The organism is Hymenobacter sp., from assembly GCF_036388155.1.
In the GTDB taxonomy this organism is placed as follows: Bacteria; Bacteroidota; Bacteroidia; order Cytophagales; family Hymenobacteraceae; genus Hymenobacter.
The window spans coordinates 119,959-138,297 of the sequence record NZ_DASVSI010000103.1 but is presented as its reverse complement, the minus strand read 5'-3'; the positions used below and the strand labels follow the sequence as shown (position 1 = coordinate 138,297).

At 60.3% G+C, this 18,339-nt stretch carries 8 protein-coding genes; 4 read left to right on the top strand and 4 right to left on the bottom strand.

The window, feature by feature from the left end:
• Positions 1-227: 227 nt before the first annotated feature.
• Entirely contained in the window at positions 228-1,430 is a 1,203-nt protein-coding gene (locus tag VF629_RS14620; protein ID WP_331059232.1) for a glycosyltransferase, read from the bottom strand.
• Between the two features lie 237 nt (positions 1,431-1,667).
• On the opposite strand from VF629_RS14620, the gene VF629_RS14615 reads away from it, so the two are divergent.
• The 4 genes from VF629_RS14615 (at position 1,668) to VF629_RS14600 (ending at position 8,177) form a co-directional block, all read left to right on the top strand.
• Positions 1,668-4,505, top strand: coding sequence for a TonB-dependent receptor (locus VF629_RS14615; RefSeq protein ID WP_331059231.1), 2,838 nt, complete (start codon positions 1,668-1,670; stop codon positions 4,503-4,505).
• A gap of 49 nt (positions 4,506-4,554) precedes the next feature.
• A complete protein-coding gene (locus VF629_RS14610) occupies positions 4,555-6,060 on the top strand; it encodes a T9SS C-terminal target domain-containing protein (RefSeq protein WP_331059230.1) in 1,506 nt (501 codons plus the stop codon).
• A 322-nt stretch (positions 6,061-6,382) separates the two neighbouring features.
• Complete coding sequence (locus VF629_RS14605) at positions 6,383-7,282, top strand: YicC/YloC family endoribonuclease (protein WP_331059229.1); 900 nt, start codon at positions 6,383-6,385, stop codon at positions 7,280-7,282.
• 358 nt (positions 7,283-7,640) lie between these two features.
• A complete protein-coding gene (locus VF629_RS14600) occupies positions 7,641-8,177 on the top strand; it encodes a hypothetical protein (RefSeq protein ID WP_331059228.1) in 537 nt (178 codons plus the stop codon).
• A 102-nt stretch (positions 8,178-8,279) separates the two neighbouring features.
• Here VF629_RS14600 and VF629_RS14595 read toward each other — a convergent pair whose 3' ends face one another.
• The 3 genes from VF629_RS14595 to sprA form a co-directional block, all read right to left on the bottom strand.
• Entirely contained in the window at positions 8,280-10,043 is a 1,764-nt protein-coding gene (locus VF629_RS14595; RefSeq protein WP_331059227.1) for a M28 family peptidase, read from the bottom strand.
• 30 nt (positions 10,044-10,073) lie between these two features.
• Entirely contained in the window at positions 10,074-10,454 is a 381-nt protein-coding gene (gene gcvH, locus VF629_RS14590) for a glycine cleavage system protein GcvH (RefSeq protein ID WP_331059226.1), read from the bottom strand.
• Positions 10,455-10,631: 177 nt separating this feature from the next.
• Complete coding sequence (gene sprA, locus VF629_RS14585; RefSeq protein WP_331059225.1) at positions 10,632-18,236, bottom strand: cell surface protein SprA; 7,605 nt, start codon at positions 18,234-18,236, stop codon at positions 10,632-10,634.
• Positions 18,237-18,339 lie beyond the last annotated feature (103 nt).

Here is an 18,339-nt window from a genome sequence, read left to right as displayed (position 1 = left end):
CGTGGACTTTTAGTCCGCGACAGGGCGAACGTCCTGCAACGCGCGGACTAAAAGTCCACGCTACTTTTTGTCGGCACCGGTCGGTGCAGTGGAATGCCGCAGAATAAGTGCTTCGACTCCACTCCGCATAAGGGGTTCCCTCTGGTTCGGAAGGGCCTTCAAGCAGCTGCATAACAGGCCATAATTCGCCATGCAGCACCTTTTTTTGTACTCGTTTTGGATTTTTATTACTCTCTTAATACTTTTTGGTAGAGTTTGTCGAAGTTCTTGCCCACTGCTTCGGGGGCACAGCGCACGGCGGCGTCACGACGCAACTGACTGGCGCTGAAGCGAGCAGGCTCGGCAAGCACGGCGTTGATGGCGGCTTCCAGGGCGGGTTCGTCATCGGGCTCTACTAATAGACCGAAGGTATTTTCGGGCTGAAACAGCTCCGGCACGCCGCCTGTGCGCGTGGCCACCACCGGGCAGCCGCAGGCCCGCGCCTCCAGCAGCACACACCCAAAAGTCTCGGCCCGGCTGAACGACACCAGTGCCGTGGCATGGGCCATCTCAGCGGCCACGGCCTCGTGGGGCAGCTTGCCGAGGAAGGCAACCGTGCCGTCGCGGAGCAAGCCAAGGGCGTCGGCGTGGGCCGTGAGCGCGGCTTCGTCGGGTCCGTAGCCGGCAATGCGCAGCCGCAGGCCGGGCCACGCGGCGCGCAGCCGGGCCACCACGCGCATCACGCCGGAAATGTTCTTTACTTGGTCGTTGTACGCTGAAACGTGCAGCAACACAGGTGCCCGCAGGCCGGCCCCGCTGGTAGTGGGCTCCGGGTGAAACAGGTCGGTATCGACCACGTTGGCAATGACCACGGAATCTGCGTTCACGAAGCCCAGCCCGGCCATGGCATCGCGCAGGCCCGCCGAAACCGTGTGCAATGTTGCCGCCCGGCGCACCACGGCCCGCGTGAGCACGCGCCGCAGCCACGAAATGCCCGCCGAGCGCAGCGGCAGGTACAGGGTCCAGTGCTCGGTGATGACGAAGGGAACGGCGCGCAGCACCTTCAGGGCCCAGGCGAAGAGGCCCGTGCGCAGCAGCACGTGCACGTGCACCAAGTCGGGGGCCTGGCCCCAGTGCCGGCACAGGCGGCGGTAGCCGCGCCGCATACACCAGCAGTAGAGCAGCAGTTTCAGCGGCTTGTCCAGCAGCGGCAGGCCGGTGGGGGCGGCGCGGTAGTAGTAGCGCAGCGTGGGCCAGGGCCCGCTGAAGTTTTCTTCCGCATCAATCAAATTCGGCAGGGGCCCGCGGGCCACGGCGGCAAACAGCACCGCTACATCGGCGCCGCTGTGCGCGGCAATGGCGGCCACGTGGCGGCCCACAAAGTCCCCGTCCTGGTCGTCGTAGCGGTGCGGGAACCACTTGGGCAGATGCAATACGCGCGGCGTTTTCAACAACAACTTGAAGGAGGAAGAGGAAGAATTCGGCGCAAATTACTGCCTGGGGCAAGTCCACTTTTTTTTCTGCTGCCCCGCCTCTGGTCTCACCACAAAAAGGCAACGGTTGGCGCCGCTGAGGACGTCAGAGCCAGCGTCCTTTCCGGCGCGAAAGGTCCTGTTTTTATAAGGTAACAATCCGGTAAAGTAGGAGGCATATTAAGGCAACGGGACGGGCGGAATTTTGCACCCATTATGGAAAACGTCATTACCCGAATTCTTTTTGTCCTCTTGTTGGGCTTTGCTACGCTGGCTACGGCCGCGGCACAAGGCACTGGAAGTATCAAAGGCACGTTCAAAGATGGCACAACCCAGGAGGCCATCATTGGCGGCACGGTTTTGCTGGAAAACACCACCATTGCCGGCCCCACGGGCGTCGATGGCAGCTATTCGCTGGAGAAAGTACCCGTCGGGACGTACACGCTGGTAGTTACGTCGGTATCCTACAAGCCCGTCAAGGTTGCCAACGTAACCGTGACGGCCGGTAAAGCCACCATAGTCGACGGCAAGCTGCAAGCCGACACCAAAGCGCTGGACGAAGTAGTAGTGAACGGCGTGCGCCGCACCAACACCGAAGTCTCGGTGATTAACGAAATCCGCCAGGCCAACGTGGTGGTGAGCGGCATTTCGTCGGAACAAATCGTAAAAACGCAGGACCGCGACGCGGCCGAAGTGGTGCGCCGCATCCCGGGCGTGACCATCGTCGACAACCGCTTCATCCAGGTGCGCGGCCTGAGCGACCGGTACAACACGGTGTGGCTCAACGACGTGAACGCGCCCAGCTCCGAAACCGACCGCAAGTCGTTTTCCTTCGACATCGTGCCCAGCTCGCTGCTCGACCGCGTGCTGGTGTTCAAAGACCCCTCGCCGGAACTGCCCGGCGACTTTGCCGGTGGCTTGGTGAAAGTGTACCTGCGCAAGCCGGTGTTCAACGAAAAGCTGCTCACGGTGAACTACTCCACGGGCTTCCGCAACGGCACCACCGGCCAGGACTTCTTCACCGACAAAACCCACACCGGCGATGCCCTCGGCTTTGGCGCCGTGAAGCGCGAGCTGCCCAACGGCATGCCGCCCCTGAACTCGACTTACCAGCAGTACGAGCGGGATTTCTACGCCCGCCAGCTGGAAAACAACTTCGCCATTTACAAGATGAAGGCCATGCCCGACATGCGCTTCAACCTCTCGTACTTGGACCAGATTAAGCTGGGCGGCCTCGAAATCGGCAGCGTCTCTTCGCTGAACTACACCAACGCCTACACCCACTTCAACATCAACCGCAACCTGTTCGACGTGGACGGGACCCGCACCGACCAGCTCCGGGACGACCAGTCGACCAACAACGTGCGCCTGGGCGCCATCCAAAACTTCAGCCTGCAGCTCGCCAACGGCGGCCGCCTGGAGTTCCGCAACCTGTTCAGCCAGCAGGCCCGCAACCAGCAGGTAACGCGCGAAATCCGCAACGACGCAGGCGCGCTGAACCGGCGCAGCTACCAGGGCGGCTACCAGGGCCGCACTACCTACACCACCCAATTGGCCGGCACGCACATTTTCAACAAAGAGAAAACCCACTTTGACTGGGTGGGCGGCTACGGCTTCTCTAGCCGCAACGAGCCGGACTTGCGCCGCGTGTCGTACCAAGTGACGCCCGCCCTGAGCGACACCCAGCCCGAAATTCAGACCGTGCTCACGCCCGGCGCCGGCCAGGTGGACGTGAACAACGCCGGCCGCCTCTACCAAAAGCTCGCGGAACATATCTTCACCGTCACGGCCAACGCCAAGCACAAGGTGACGGCCGGCAACCGGGAAGTGGAAATCGGCGCAGGTACCTACCTGGAGTACCGCAAGCGGAATTTCAATGCCCGCGCCTTTGGCTATTCGCTCAACGCCGCCGGCATGCAGGGCCTCCGCAACGAAGACGTGGGCAACATTTTTGCTCCGCAGAACATCGGTTCCGACGGCTTCCGGGTCGACGAAGACCAGAACTCCACCTACCGCTACTCGGCCAATAACGAGCTGGAAGCAGCTTACCTCTCGCTCAACATTCCCTTCGGCGAGAACATGAAATTGCTGACCGGCGCCCGTTACGAGCGCAACGTGCAGTCCATTGCCACCGGCATCAACGGCCAGCCGGTGACCCAGGACGTGACTACCAACTTCGTGCTGCCCTCGGCCAACCTGAGCTACAACTTCAGCGCCAAGAGCCTGCTGCGCGCTTCCTACGGCCGCACCCTGAACCGCCCCGAGTTCCGCGAAGCCGCGCCGTTCTTCTTCTACGACTTCGACTTTAACGTGCTGAATTACGGCTCCCTGTACCTGCAGCCCGACAGCCCACTGAAGGTGGCCACCATCGACAACTTTGACCTGCGCTACGAGCTGTACCCCAGCACCGGCGAGCTGATTCACATCGGCGCGTTCTACAAGAACTTCACCAACCCCATCGAAAACGTGGTGGTGCTGACCTCAAACCTGGCTTACACCTTCGCCAACGCCCCCAGCGCCTACGCCTACGGCGTGGAGCTCGACCTGAAGAAGGACCTGAGCTTCATCACCGAAAACCTGAAAAATCTCTCGGTGGTGTTCAACGCCTCCCTCATCAAAAGCCAAGTAAACCTGGGCAACGACCTCGTGGCCTGGAACCGGAAGCGCGCGCTGCAGGGCCAGTCGCCCTACGTGTACAACGGCGGCCTGTATTATCAGACGCCGAACAACACTTGGCAGGTGGCGGCCCTTTACAACGTCTTCGGCCCGCGCATCCTGTTTGCCGGCAGCGACCAGTACCCCGACGTGGTGGAGCTGCCGCGCCACACCATCGACTTGTCCTTGACCAAGACGCTCTCGCAACGCCTCTCGCTGAACGCCGGCGTGCAGGACGTGCTGAACCAGCGAACCAACCTGGTGCAGGACTACGAAAACAACAAGAAGTACACCGCCACAGACCCCTCGCTGACCAGCTTCCGCCGCGGCACTTATTACACCCTGGGCCTACGCCTCAACCTGGAGCCCCGCTCGGCCAACACCACCCCCCTGCCTTAATTCTTCGCTGTTGCCCTCAACCCCGACTGATTTTCATTTCACCCCTCGTATGAAAAAGAACACGCTTTCGCTCGCTTTTGCCGCCACGCTGCTGCTCGCACTGGCTTCGTGCGATAAGAAAGACATCACGCCCGCCCCCAACATGGTGGGCACCGGTACCTCCACCGGCCCGGGAGGAGGCACTACCCCCACCGGGCCCGCCGTCACCGTCAACGCGGACATCACCACCAACACCACTTGGACGGCCGCCAACCGCTACCTGCTCAAGGGCTTCGTGTACGTGCGCTCTGGCGCCACGCTGACCATTGAGGCCGGCACCATCATCAAGGGTGACAAAGATACCAAGGGCGCCCTCGTCATCGAACCTGGCGCCAAGATTATGGCGATGGGCACGGCTGATAAGCCCATCATCTTCACCTCCAACCAGCCCAAGGGTTCGCGCAACTACGGCGACTGGGGCGGCGTTATTATTACAGGCAATGCGCCGCTTAACACAAGCACCGGCCGGCAGCTGGCGGAAGGTGGCGTTACTACTACGTACGGCGGCACCAATGGGGCTGACAACTCAGGCGTTTTTCAATACGTTCGCATCGAATTTGGCGGCGTGGCCTTCACGCCTAATAACGAGGTAAACGGCCTGACCCTAGGTGGCGTGGGCGACGGCACCACGCTCGACCACATCCAAGTTTCGTATAGCGGCGACGACGCTTTTGAATGGTTTGGCGGCACAGTGAACGCTAAGTACCTAGTGGCCCACCGCACCTTCGACGATGACTTTGATACCGACCTGGGCTTCGCGGGCAAAGTGCAGTTTGCAATATCGTTGCGTGACCCTTCCCAGGCCGACCAGTCGGGCTCTAAAGCGTTCGAGTCGAATAATGATAGCGGTGGCTCAGCCAACTTGCCCCGAACCTCAGCTGTGTTTTCTAATGTGACCGCCGTCGGGCCTATCCTGAACCCCAGTGCCGCAGTATACAGCCCACAGTACATAGCTGGGGCACACATTCGGTACAACTCAGCTCAGAGCATCATGAACTCAGTGATTATGGGCTACCCCACGAATATTCTCGTTGATGGTGGCACCACGGCGGCAACCATTGCCAGCAATGGGGCCCGATTCAAGAACAACATTGTAGCCGGCGCCCTGACCAACTCTAACTCCACGGCCGGGCAACGCAATATTTTGTACATCGGACCCGCGCTGGGCATCAGCAACCTGACTCCTAACAACTCGATGAGTTCTGACTCATCTGCCTGGGGCACGGCCGTGGGCCCGATTACTTGGCTCAAGAGCAGTATCAATGCCAACCGACGCTACGCCACTGCCGATAACGTGCAGTTGCTGAACCCCTTTAGTCTCACGTCCCCGAGCTTTGTGCCCCGCACGGCATCCCCTATCGTAAGCGGCGCACCCGCTAGCTTCGCCGACGACAAACTTCCTAACAGCTTTTTCACCCCCGTGACCTACATTGGCGCCCTGGACCCCAGCAATACCACCGCCAGCAACTGGCTCCTGGGCTGGACCAACTTCGACCCGCAGAATACGGACTACTAGCCGGCCGCCGTTTCGGCTATTCTTTCACACCACAAAAACCAGGGCTGTTTCACGGCCCTGGTTTTTTGCGTAAGCGCTTTTTGCTTACTGCCTCAAGCTAGCCGCAGGGCGTAGAGGCGCATACTTGCGCCTTGGCATTGAACGTCGTTGCGGAATGGCTCTCGTTGGGTTGCCAGGGCCTAGCGTAGAAACGTAATTATTTGCCTCTACGCCACGCTGAGGTCTCTTTTGGCTGTACCCGGCTGCCGCCTCATTGTTTCGGACATTTGCGCTCCCAGCAAGGCATTACGCGGGCTGCATTCTCCTAATTTCCTTCTTGCTCATGCTCATTTCCATGACCGGCTACGGCCAGGCCCACCGCGAAACCGACACGTACACGGCCTCCCTCGAACTTCGTTCCGTCAATTCCAAAACCCTCGACCTCACCCTGCGGCTGCCTCGCTTCCTGATGGCGCACGAGCTCGAAATCCGCAACGCCGTCGCCAAGGCCCTGCTGCGCGGCAAAGTCAACCTAAACCTTGATTTCGTGCGCCCGGCGGCAGCCCGCGCCACTTCCACGCTCAACAAGGAGGCCTTGGTGACCGCCTTTCACGAGCTGCGGGCCGTAGCCGAGACGCTGGGCTTGCACGCCGGCGAAGAAACCTTGCTGGCGGCCCTGCGGCAGCCCGGCGTCATCCCCAACGCGGCCGAAGCACGCGAGGCCGAGCCCGCGGCCGAAGAAGTGGCCTGGCCCGAGCTGCAGCCCCTGCTCACGGAAGCGCTGGCCGCCATGCAGCAATTCCGCACCGACGAAGGCCGGACCCTCAGCACCGAGATTTTGGGCTACGTGGCCACCATCCGGGAGCAGCTTGCGGCCGTGGAGCAGCACGACCCGGCCCGCATCGAGCACGTGCGGCAGCGCCTGGCCAGCCACTTGGCCGAGCTCACCAGCCACGAACAGTTCAACGCCACCCGCTTCGAGCAGGAGGTGCTCTACTACATCGAGAAGCTGGACATCGCCGAGGAAAAGGTGCGCCTGGCCGCCCACTTGGCCTATTTTGAGCAAGCCGTGCACCAGCCCGACGAAGCCGTGGGCAAAAAACTGGGCTTCCTGGCCCAGGAAATCGGGCGCGAAATCAACACCATCGGTTCCAAGGCCAACGACGCCACCGTGCAACACTTGGTGGTGGGAATGAAGGAAGAGCTGGAAAAAATAAAAGAGCAGTTAAACAATATTCTATAACAGTTTGCCGCCAAAGGAGGCGAGCCGGGCCGTCAACTATAGGTAGACAGAAAACCCGGCAGATGTACCTTTTTAAACGCTCAATAAATTAAATTAGCACTTTACCAATATTTTTTACAAACAAACATCTTGATAATGCTTTTTGGCAGGCCTTTTGAATTGAAAGTTAGCATTGTTTTTTGTTTCTTCCAATGACCGCTATACTAGCTAGTTAACCTTGCTTGTACATGATTGTAGATTGCGCATCCGAATTAATTTGCAATATTTGTAAGACAAAAGTTGGAAACCTGGTTATTGTATCTAACTTGGGTGTCCCGACAGCCAGACTTCAGTTACTCACCACATATACCTCATTAACATGAAATCTACACTTCTACTCTTTATCATGGGCCTGTTGCTAACTGCCGCACGCCCGGTGTCCGAGATTGAATTGGTAAAAAAACGCGTCCTCAGCGAGCGGGTGGAAATCTTGATTCCTAAGGGTTTCGAGGTGATGACCGAGCAGCAGATGGACTTTGCCTACGCCAAAGCCCAGAGCCGCCCCAGCGTTATTTTCACCAACAACAACCTCATCAGTCTCGCCTTCAACTACAGCGACAACGACGCCGACCAGGACATGGTCGACATCTACTCCGCTTCGTTTGGCAAGACCTACCACAAGCAGTACAAAGACGCCACCTGGTTTGGCGACGGCGTGAAGAACATCAACAACCGCAAGGTGGGCTACCTGGAATTCATGAAGCCCGAGATGGGCCACGAGGTGTACACGCTGGTGTTTTTCACCGACGTAGAAGGCAAGCTGATGATTTGCACCTTCAACTGCGCCGACCGTCAGAAGCCCGAGTGGGAGCCCATTGCCAAGCAAATCATGCTCTCGCTGAAAGCCAAAGGTTAATCTATTTCAACTTCATTAGCGCTATCAAGTAGCATATTCGTTTTATTCCTATTCGATTTTATAAAGCCTCCGCACTAGCATGCGGAGGCTTTTTTATGCGCGCTACCGGGCCGCGCCCATCCTGTTGAGGAAGTCGCGCACCAAACCAAAGGCCCCGGCAAAACCGGCCAGCGACAACGCCGCGGGCCGGTCGTTCACGTCGTGGTAAGCCGCGCTGCCACCCCGAGTGTACAGAAAAAAAGCCGGTACGCCCGCCTGAGAAAATGGGTAATGGTCGGAGTTGGCGGCCGGGCCGCGGGCCCCAAGCGCGGGCAGATACTGCCGCGCCTCGTTGAGGGCCACCAGCCGCTGGTATGGCACCTCCAGCACCCGGCCGTTGACCACCGTGGCGCCCTGCTCGCCGGTGCCCAGCAAGTCGAGGTTGAACAAGAACTTGATGCGCGAGAGCGGCACCAGCGGGTGCTGCACGAAGTAGCTGGACCCTACCAGGCCCGCCTCCTCGGCCCCGAAAAGAAGAAAGACCACGGAGCAGGCAGGCCGGTTTTCTGGCTTGGCGTAATGGGCCGCCAGTTCCAGTAGCAAGGCCACGCCGCTGGCGTTGTCGTTGGCGCCGGGGAAGTATACGTCTTTGCCCATCGTGCCAAGGTGGTCATAATGGGCCGAAACCACCAGAAAAGAATCTGGCTGTGTGCTGCCGCGGATGACTGCGGCGAGGTTTTGGGTTTGGTAGTTGCGCTGAAGCTGGGCATCGATTTGCAGTTCCACATCATCATAGGTCGGTTGGCCGGCAGGTGCTACAGGCCATTTAGAAGCCAATACTTCCAGCCTGGGCTGCCGGGCTTGGCTGGATTCGACGGAAGACGTGAGCTTATCTACCAGCACGATGCGGGCCGCGTACGTAGCCTCCCAGCGGGCCAGCAGGCCTGCGTTCTCGGGCTGCTGGAGCTTCTTTTCGTCGCGCTGCCGCAACAACAGCACTTCGCGGGGCAGACTGTCGGCATCGCCGCTAAGAACGGCCGCAGCCTGGGCCGCGCTGTTGTTTAAAGCCAGGGTATCGGCCCGCACCACATGGTAGACGCGTTGGGGCAAGGACGGCGCACCCGGCGCTACAATAAAGTCGGCTCCCGGCTTAAGGGAAAAGGAGTTTTTATTCGACTTATTTGGCGGAAACACCCGTAGCTTGACGTCACCCGGAAACGTGTTCACGTCCAGCATAAACGACTGGGTATACGCCGGCGCCAACGGCTCCAGCTTCCACTCCCGAAAGCGAGTACGTAGGTAAGCAGCGGCCGCGTGCTCTCCCTGCTGCACGTAGCCCCGGCCGTGCATCTCGGGCGCGGCCAGCTTCTCAATGGTCTGGCGGGCACGGGCCATGTCCTGCGCTTGGCCCGACGGTGCGGTGCCAACCAGCATTGCCGTGAGCCCGCACACGGAGGCCAGACGCTGCACGCGGCGAGCCTTTTGGAAGCTCCACAGCGTCGCGGCGCCCACTACTAGAGCGGCGCCAATGCCGTCGCCCAGCAGGTCGGTCCAGTCGCCGTGGCGGCCCAGGCCCATGGTCTGCTGCAGCACTTCTATCAGCCCGCCAAACAAGATGCTGCCCAGCAGCGCCACCGTTCCCACGTAGCGCGCCACGCGCGGCCACCGCTGCTGGCGGCGCAGCGAAAACCAGCTCAGCCCCGCCAAAACGGCAAACACGCCCGCGTGGGCGGCTGTGTCGAACGACAGCAGTTCCCACACGGGCGTGCGCGGCATTTCATTGGCGGGGGTCAGGGTGAGTACCAGCACCACGGCGGCCCACAACAGGGGCAGGGCGGCGTAGGAGCGGCGGGGCGCGGGCGGCACGCGGGCAGAAATCGGCATCATGGCGCCCAAGCTAAAGCCGGGACGGCTTTTTTATGCGCCCACCAGTTCGCCGTAGGTTTCGGCGCTCAGTAACTCGTCCAGCTCGGCGGGGTTGGCGATGGCAATTTTCACCATCCAGCCGTCGCCGTAGGGGTCCGAGTTCACGGTTTCGGGGGCGTCGGCCAGTTTGGAGTTCACTTCCAGCACCGTGCCGGTGATGGGGCTAAACAGGTCCGAAACCGTCTTCACTGCTTCCACCGTGCCGAACACGTCGTGCTGCGCCACCTCTTTGTCGAGCGTGTCGATGTCGACGTACACGATGTCGCCCAGCTCTTTCTGCGCGTGGTCGGTAATGCCCACGTAGGCAACGTCGCCTTCAACGCGAATCCATTCGTGGTCCTTGGTGTAGTGCAGGGTGGCGGGCAGGTTCATGGGCAATGGGGGAATGAGCGAATGAGTAAATGAGTGAATGACTCGTGGCGGCCCAAAAGTAGGCACAACGGAGGATTCTCGGCGTGAGCAAGGAAACGGGCTGGCAAAAATCGCAAAAGTGTCAACCCGCCATTCACCCCTTCCCCCATTCTCCCAGTCACTCATTCGCCCATTCACTCATTGGGTCAGGCTATACCGCAGTTGGATGCCGCCTTCGCTGGTGGTGTTGCGGAAGGCGTTTTCAACTTTCGGCGTGGTCACGGTCTGGCTGTAATAGAATTGCAGGTTGAGCCGGGTGTTCAGCAGGTAGTCGATGGTGGGGCGCAGCTGCAGGGTCTTCGAGCCATTGGTGACCTGGCCTTCGGGCCGGCCTTCTGGTCTGTCCACGGTGGGTGCCCCCGTGCCCGGGTCTACCACATCGAGGATGCTGCGCTGCACGGCAATGTTGTCGCGGATGCTGAGGTCGAGGCGGGCGGTGAGGCTGTTTTTCAATACGCGCTGCTCGCCGCCCACCCGGAAGGGCAGTTTCAGGCTGTTGGTGGCGTAGCCAAAGCCTACCACGATTTCGTTGGTAAGCAGTTCCGTTACCTGGGCATTGGTGGTGTTCAGGATGATGGAGCGGTCGGTGCGGTACTCAAGGCGGCCCGTGGCCCGGCTCACAGTCTGAAAATTCACCCCAACCAGCGGCGCAAACCGCTCGATGATGCTCACCTGGCCCAACACGTAGTAAGGAATAATTTGGCCGCCCGTCCCGGTTCTGAAAGGATACTCTTTGTCGGGGTCGAAATCTTCGTATTCGGTCGAGGTGGCATAGCTGCCGATGTTGTAGGTGGACGAATACGCATGGTTAAAGGCGAAAGAAGTAAAGAACTTCTTTACGAAAGGCAGGTCCGAGAAACCGTTGTACTGCACCGTCCAGTTGGGAATGGGCAGCATGTCGAAGGGCCGGAAGACCTTGGCTTTGTAGCCGTCCGACGAGCGGCCGTGGTAGGCATCAATGAAGCTTTGCACCAGTACTTCCTGCGAGTTGTAGCCATAGCCTGTTGGACCGGCCGCGGGGTTGCCTTGCGTAAGCCGCTCCTGCACAATTTTCCGGTTCTTAACGAATTGGTCGAACGCTTTTGACCTCTCACCGCTGGCGCTTAAGTCGCCGAATGCCGTCTGCAGCGTGATAGTGGAAGTCTGGAAGGAGCCAGTGCCAAATATTGGATGCGGCGCCAAACCATTCACCGCAGCTCCTGTGACGGGGTCACGGTCTACCACCAACGTCACGCTATCGAGCAAATTGCGGTAGAAGACCTCCTGGTTGCGGGCCAGCTGCCGGCGCGCGTCCACCTGAATGTTGAACCCGCGGAAAGGCTCCAGGGCCGTGCGCAGGGTCAGGGTTTCAGTGAGCAGGTTGCTAAGCGGAGTATTGAGGTATTCGCTGTTGGGGGTGTACCACCCGCGAGCCTCGGCCCGCTGATAAAGCTCATCCAGCCCGTACTGCCTGCCAAGAATGAACGGAATGCCCGGCGCCGAGAGGTCGTGGTCGAGGCCGAACAAGTGGGTTTTGGGCAGGTAGCCGGGCAGCAGCGTGCCGTTGGAGCGCACGTAGGTGAAGTTGATGGACCGAGCCGTCATCAGCGAGCGCAGCACGGCTTTCAAGAAGCGGTTTTTCTCCTGCGTGGTATCGGGGGCGGCGGCCGGGCGGGCGCGGGCTTCGGCGCCCGGCTGGGTGGGCGTTAGCTGGTCGGCCGCGGGGGTGCGCCCTGCGGGAGCCGGCGCGTTGTTGATGATGTTGAGGAACTTAACCTTGTTGTAGAGCTTCACCAAATCGATGCGGCCGTTGGCGCTGATTTCGGCGTTGTTCTGCACCGTGTTGCCCAAATTGAGCTGGTAAGTAGAGGTGTCGATGCCCGTCGGGTTTTTGGCGGTAATGCTGTCGACATTGAAGCCCGTGGGGCTATTGGGCGCCCGTTGGCCCGTGGAAATCGCCTGCCAAGTGTAGTTGGCGGCGTAGCGGGTGTCGGCGCTTAGCCAGTCGGTGAGCGGGAATTTGTCGAGCGGCAGCCGGTACGTCACCGCCGCTACTTGGTTGAAGTTGACGGTGCGGCCGCCGCGCAGCAGGTTTTTCTGCAATTGCTCGCGGTTGCTGATGGCAATGGGGTCGTCGCCGATGGTGCGGCCCCGGCCTTCGTCTATCACGCCGCGGTTGGTGGCGGTGTAGTCAAAAATCAAGCTCTTGGTCAGGTCCCACTTCAGGTCGTAAATCCGGCTGATGTAGAACGACTTTTGAATGACGGGCGTAATGCCCGCCGACGAAGGCAGGGTGCCGGGCTCGAGCACCCGCTGCAGGAACCGCTCGTTGTAGCGCCGGTCGAGGTCGGTGCGGAAGGAGAAGCGCGAGGGCAGCGGCGTGAAGTTCACCTCCTGGAAAATCTTCAGGTAAGGGTTGTCCAGCGCCTTTATTTTGGCCAGCGGGGTGTAGTTCTTAGGCGTGGTTTGATACACGTAAGCCACCGCGGCCGTGTACGACTTGGAGTAGTCGCGGGCCGTGCGTATGTCGGTGTGCAGGCGGTCGGTGAGCGAGTAGCTCAGGGCCACGTTCTCGATGTCCCAGGGCTTGGGCGTGGTGGGGGCCGCGCCGGGCTTGGGCGTGCCGCGCTCCTTGCGCACGTTCAGCACCGAGATGCTGCGGCTGGTGGTTTGGTCGATGACCTTGTTGCGGTACTCGGTCCGGTTGGCCGAGTTTTCGGCGTCGGTTCCTTGGGTGAACTTCTGCAGGCTCTGCTCGAGCTTGGTGTCGGGGTCGAGCGGGTCGTAGAGGGGCGCGCGGCTTTCCTTGCCGATTTGCAGCAGCACCGGCACGCGCAGGTTGAGCTGCGGGGGCAGGAACTTCTCGGCGGCCACGGTGGCGTTCAGGTCGCCCCTAAACACGTCGTCTACCGAGCGCTGCTGCACCTTGTCCTGCAAGCCGCCAAAGCCCACGCTGGTGAAGCTGCCGGTGGCCGTGACGTTGGCCACGTCGGCCATCTTCACGTTCAGGCGGGCCGTGGCCGCGTAGCCGGCCTGCTGCTCGAAGTCGAACACCCGGAATTCATCGGCCCACATATTTACCGAGATGCTGCTAGTGGCTTGGGCGCCCGTGGCGGTCGGGTTCAGAATGCCGAGCATTACGCCCTGCACCGCCGAGAAGTCGGGGTTGCCCACCACGGTGATGGTGGCGCCATTGGGCAGGGTCTTGGTATAGGGAACCTGAAAATCGACCGGAGTGCGCTTGTTCCGCTCCGACTTGGCGTCGATGAAGTCCTGGAACGACACGTCGATGCGGTTGGCTTCGGGCCACACCTGGTCGACGCCCGTCTCGTTTTCTTTGGTAAGCTGCAGCGGCAGCGAGTACTGGTAGTAGTTCTGGGTGTAGTCGGTGCCAATGCGGAGGAAGGCTTGCGCTTCGCCGTCTTGCAGGCTCTGGTCCTCGCTGTCGCCGTGCAGGAACAAGCGCAGGCGCTTGTAGCGCAGCATGTTGATGGTGAGATTCTTGTAGGCTGCTTTGGCGTAGCCGTCGCGCAGGTTGGTCACGGCCAGGCGCAGGCTTTGCTCGTTTTGCAGGCGTGAGGTGCTGCTGCTGCCGTACTCCTTGTCGCGCTGGATGCCGGGAGGCGACACGTACGGAATCTTGCCAGTGGTCGCGGATAAGCCGTTTTCCTCGATGCTGACCGTGGAGATGTTGAAGGCGTCGGCGTCGACGAACTGGCCCACGGGCGGCGTGGTACCGGCGCGCTCGTCCACAATACGGTTCAGGAAGCGGCGCCACTGGTTGGCCACGAACTGCGGCTGCACTAGGCGCAGCACCACCGGCTCGCGCCAGCCGGTCATGTACATGCGCAAGAAACGGATGTTCTTGAAGCCAAACGGCGTGGTCGAGCCGTCGGCGCTGCGCACCGTGAAGCCTTCCCGAATCGGAATCCGGAACTGGTACCAGGTTACTTCGTCGCCGCTGGTGCGTTCGTCCTGGGTCGTTACCTTATCGATGATGAAGTTTTGCCCTACTTCCAGCGCACCAGGTCGCAGATTCGTGCGGTACTCGTAATACCGCTCCACTTCCTGCACCACGTTGTCGCGGTTGAGGTCCTCTTTATCGGGGAAGGCCGTCGAGCTGAGTTGGTTATTTTCGGGCGAATTGCCCTCGTAGCCGTTATAATTTTTGTAACGTCCTTGAATTTGGGTGTTGCCAGCGTCGTAGGAAGGGTCGAGATGGTGGCGAAAGTTGTCTGCCGACGGGTCGGGCAGAGTAGCAAACTGTGCGCCGTAGCCTTGGGGCGTAGTGGCTTGCACACGCTCGTTGTCGTCGTTCACGCCATCGAGGCCCACATCCTGACGCTGGCGCGCGCCAGGCGCAGCGTTAAAGGCATCGGTAAGAAACTGCTGGCGCGTCACGCGTCCGTAGCTGGTGGGGTTGCTGTTATCTCTTATTTCGGTGGGGTCGTCAGACGTGGGCAACCCGTTTTCGAACTCGTGCTGGTTTTCGTCTTTCAAGGCGTCCTCACTCACATTTCCCAGGTTGATGACGAAGTCGCCGCCAGTCCTATTGGGCTGGGGGGTGGGATTATCCGGGTCGAGGACCCTGGCCCGGTCCTGTGAAGCTTGGCCTTGATTTTTAGCATTGGTAGCCAAAAAAGGGTCCATCATCCAGAACTCCAGGTATTCGATATTGGAGTTGTCGAAGTCCGTGTCGAACGTAATGGCTCGGCTGATGCCACCAAATCTCTCCTCTGGATTACCCGACGCAAATGTTCTGCCATCCGAATTGATATTAGGGTTGTAGTTATAGGGGCCCCGCTCTTGCGGGAAGTACGCCATGTCGAAGGTGTACTCGTAGCCGTTGCCGGTCGAGCCCAGGTCCTTGTTCGGGAACACCTCATCGCGCTTGATGCCGCGGGTATAATGGTTGGTGAGGGATGTGCCGACGTTATTTGGCACGCTGGGGCCCCCGGTGTAGTAGCTCTGGTCGATGGTGTACCACGCCAGCTTGGCGCGCTGGTAGTTAGCCACTAGGCCATTGGTGGTGCTACCCGTTATGGGCAACGGCGTAGCGGCCAAGCGCCACGCCGGAATGGACGCCAGGCCGCTCAGCGTGTAGGGCGTGCGGGCATTTTCGAAGTCATCGATGTAAGACACGCCGTCCTCGCCGTTGCCAAGGCGGGAGCGGCCGGGCAGCAGCTTGGCAAACTCGCCGCCGAACGAAATGGTCGAGATTTCCTTGGTCGACACGAAGGGTAGCATGTCGAGGTACTTGGTCAGCACGCGGCTGTCTTTGCGGAAGCTGCCATCCAACCCCACGATGGCGTTATTGCCCGGCTCGTCGCCAATGTTCACCCGGTTGATGCCCGGCGCCTGGTTTTCAAGCAGGTACAGGGCCGTCGCGCCCAGGTTGACATCCTTGTTGAACTGGTAGTCCAAGCGGGTGCCGAGCAAGCGGCGGGGCTGCACCTGCACCAAGGCGTTTTTCTCAAACTCCACCCGCAGCTCGTTGGCCGAGTTCAGGTAGGCCGGGTTCAAGATTTTAACCTTGGCCTGGTCGTAGAACACCTGGTAGTCGACGCCCTCCGTGAGCAGCGTCGAGCCCGAGCGCACCCGCACCGAGCCCTGCGCAATGCCAATGCCCGGCAGGTTGATTTCGTCGGAGCCCGCGCCGCCCTGGAAGCGCCCGCGCAGGAAGAATTTGTCCTTCTCCTGCCGCTGCTGGGCGTCGCTTTGCGTTTGGGTGTACAGCTCGTTGTACACGTATTTCTCAATCAGCCCCGTCTCGGTTGGGTTGAACTGCGAGCGCAGGTAGGAGCCAAACGGCTCCACGTTGGGGAAAATAATCTTGCCCAGTTCGGGGTCAATCGTGACGCCGGGGAAGTAGTCGAAGTTACCGTCCGGGTTGCGGTCGTTGTTGGGGTTTACATTGTCCAGGTTCAGCACCTCGATGATGGGCCGGTTGGCAATGCGTTCGCCCTCCTTCAACGAAATCAAGTCGACGCCTGTGTCATCGTCCTTGTAGATAATCTGAAGCTGGAAGTTGTCGCGCTGCAGCTGCGAGGCATTCAGGGGATAGATGTTTTTCATCATCAAATCCCAGGTCGGCGTGTTGCGCGTCAGCAGGTTCAGGTTATCGGGGTTTTGGGTGGGGTCGGCCAGGCCCACGCCGGGGTTGCTGGCCCGCAGCATTTTAAGAAACACCACTTCGTCCTCGCCCACTTTGCTGTACTCGCTCACGGTTTCCCCCACGGTGTAGGTTTTGCCGTTGAAGAGGTAGGTGTAGCTCACGCCCAGCACCTGGTCAGGCAGCAGGGCGGTATTTAGTGAGATGTAGCCCAGCTGCGGGTTGAAAGTGTATTCCCGCGTATCGAGCTTGCGGGCCCGCACCCGCTCAAAGTCCACGTTTTTGGTCAGGGCCTCCGTGATTTGCAGCTTACTGTCAATGCCACGGTTATCGCGGGTTGCCCCCGGCCCGTTCAGCAGCAACCCATACAGGGTATTGGCAGTATTATTAGCCGGCGTTTGAGCCGTGGGCCGGCCGGCCTGGTTCAAGTATTTCCTGCGGTAAACCCGCACGGGTTCGCCCAAGTCCATTAGCGTCACCACGTTGCGCAGGTTTTCGGTGGTGCGGTTGTCGTTGGTCACGTACACCTCCACGCGGGTGATGCTCACGCCGCTCTGGATGGTGGGCAGGTTGCGCAGGGCCTGGTCGTAGCGGTCGCGGAAGAACTGCGACAGGAAAAAGTGCCGGTCCCGCTCGTACTGACTGGCCTTGATTTCGTACTGCCGGCTCTGGGCCCCGTTCTGAATGCGCACTTCGTCGGCGGTGCCGCGCACGGTAGCGGCCACGGCCGTCACGCCCAGCCGCCCAAACTGCAGCTGCGTCTTGATGCCGAACAGGTTCTGGCCGCCCTGCACCAGGGAGTTGGTCAGAGGCAGGCTCACGTTGCCCAGGTCCAGCTTGCGCAGAATGTCGGTTTCTTCGCCGGCGTAGTCGAACTTCATCTGGTTGTCGAAGTCGAACGACGCCTTGGTGTCGTAGTTGAACACCAGCTTCAGCTTGGTGCCGATGGCGCCCGTCAGGTTGACGTTGATGTTTTGCTCGAACAGGAAGTCGCCCACGCTTTGCTGGCGCAGGGTCAGGGCCGGGTTTTCGTTCTTGTTGAAGCGCGCCCCAAACTTGAGCGTGACTGAGCCCGCGGGCCGAATGTCGACGTAGCTGCCCCCGAAAATGCGGTTGGCAATGGGCCCGAGGTAAATTTTGGGAATCAGGCGCTGGGCCTGCGGCGTGCCGGCCGCGGCGGGCGGCCCCGTGATGCCGCCTTTGGCTTTGTCGCGGTAATAGTTGCGAATGGCTTCGCGCTGCTCAAACTCCGCGTACTCCTGGTAGGTAAGCCGGCTGGGGTCGCGGTAGTCGATTTCGGTGCCTACTTTTTCCTGAACATCAAATTGGGTGAGGCTGTCGTCAACCGTAACGGTGGTTTTTACGTTACCAGGCAACGGCAGTATCAGAGGCGACTCGCGGCGCTGCTGGCCGAAGCGGCTGCCGGGCCGGTCCTGGGCCCGCACCCGCGGGCGGCGGCTGGCCTTGTAAGGGCCCGTAGTATCCACCACTGCGCCCACGGGGTCGGGCGTGTCGGCGGCCAGGACGCGGCTGGCGCGCAGCCACGCCCCAGTGAGGCGCGCGTTCGCCGTCGGGCTGGCCTGGGCCCACCACGTCAGCAACGACGCAACCACAACGACCGACGTGGGTAGTAACTTCTGACCGAATTTCAAGCAGTATAAATGATAGGGACGTGAGCCGAAAAGCCCGCGTCAAGCACGGCAGTACACTAAAGTAATAAGTCGATTGAGGCAGTCCGCGCAAGAGCCTGAATAT

Excerpts from the sequence above, each read along its gene's own strand:
- VF629_RS14615 (WP_331059231.1), top strand. The coding sequence starts at position 1,668 with ATGGAAAACGTCATTACCCGAATTCTTTTTGTCCTCTTGTTGGGCTTT.
- VF629_RS14610 (WP_331059230.1), top strand. The coding sequence starts at position 4,555 with ATGAAAAAGAACACGCTTTCGCTCGCTTTTGCCGCCACGCTGCTGCTC.
- VF629_RS14605 (WP_331059229.1), top strand. The coding sequence starts at position 6,383 with ATGCTCATTTCCATGACCGGCTACGGCCAGGCCCACCGCGAAACCGAC.
- VF629_RS14600 (WP_331059228.1), top strand. The coding sequence starts at position 7,641 with ATGAAATCTACACTTCTACTCTTTATCATGGGCCTGTTGCTAACTGCC.
- VF629_RS14595 (WP_331059227.1), bottom strand. The coding sequence starts at position 10,043 with ATGATGCCGATTTCTGCCCGCGTGCCGCCCGCGCCCCGCCGCTCCTAC.
- gcvH (WP_331059226.1), bottom strand. The coding sequence starts at position 10,454 with ATGAACCTGCCCGCCACCCTGCACTACACCAAGGACCACGAATGGATT.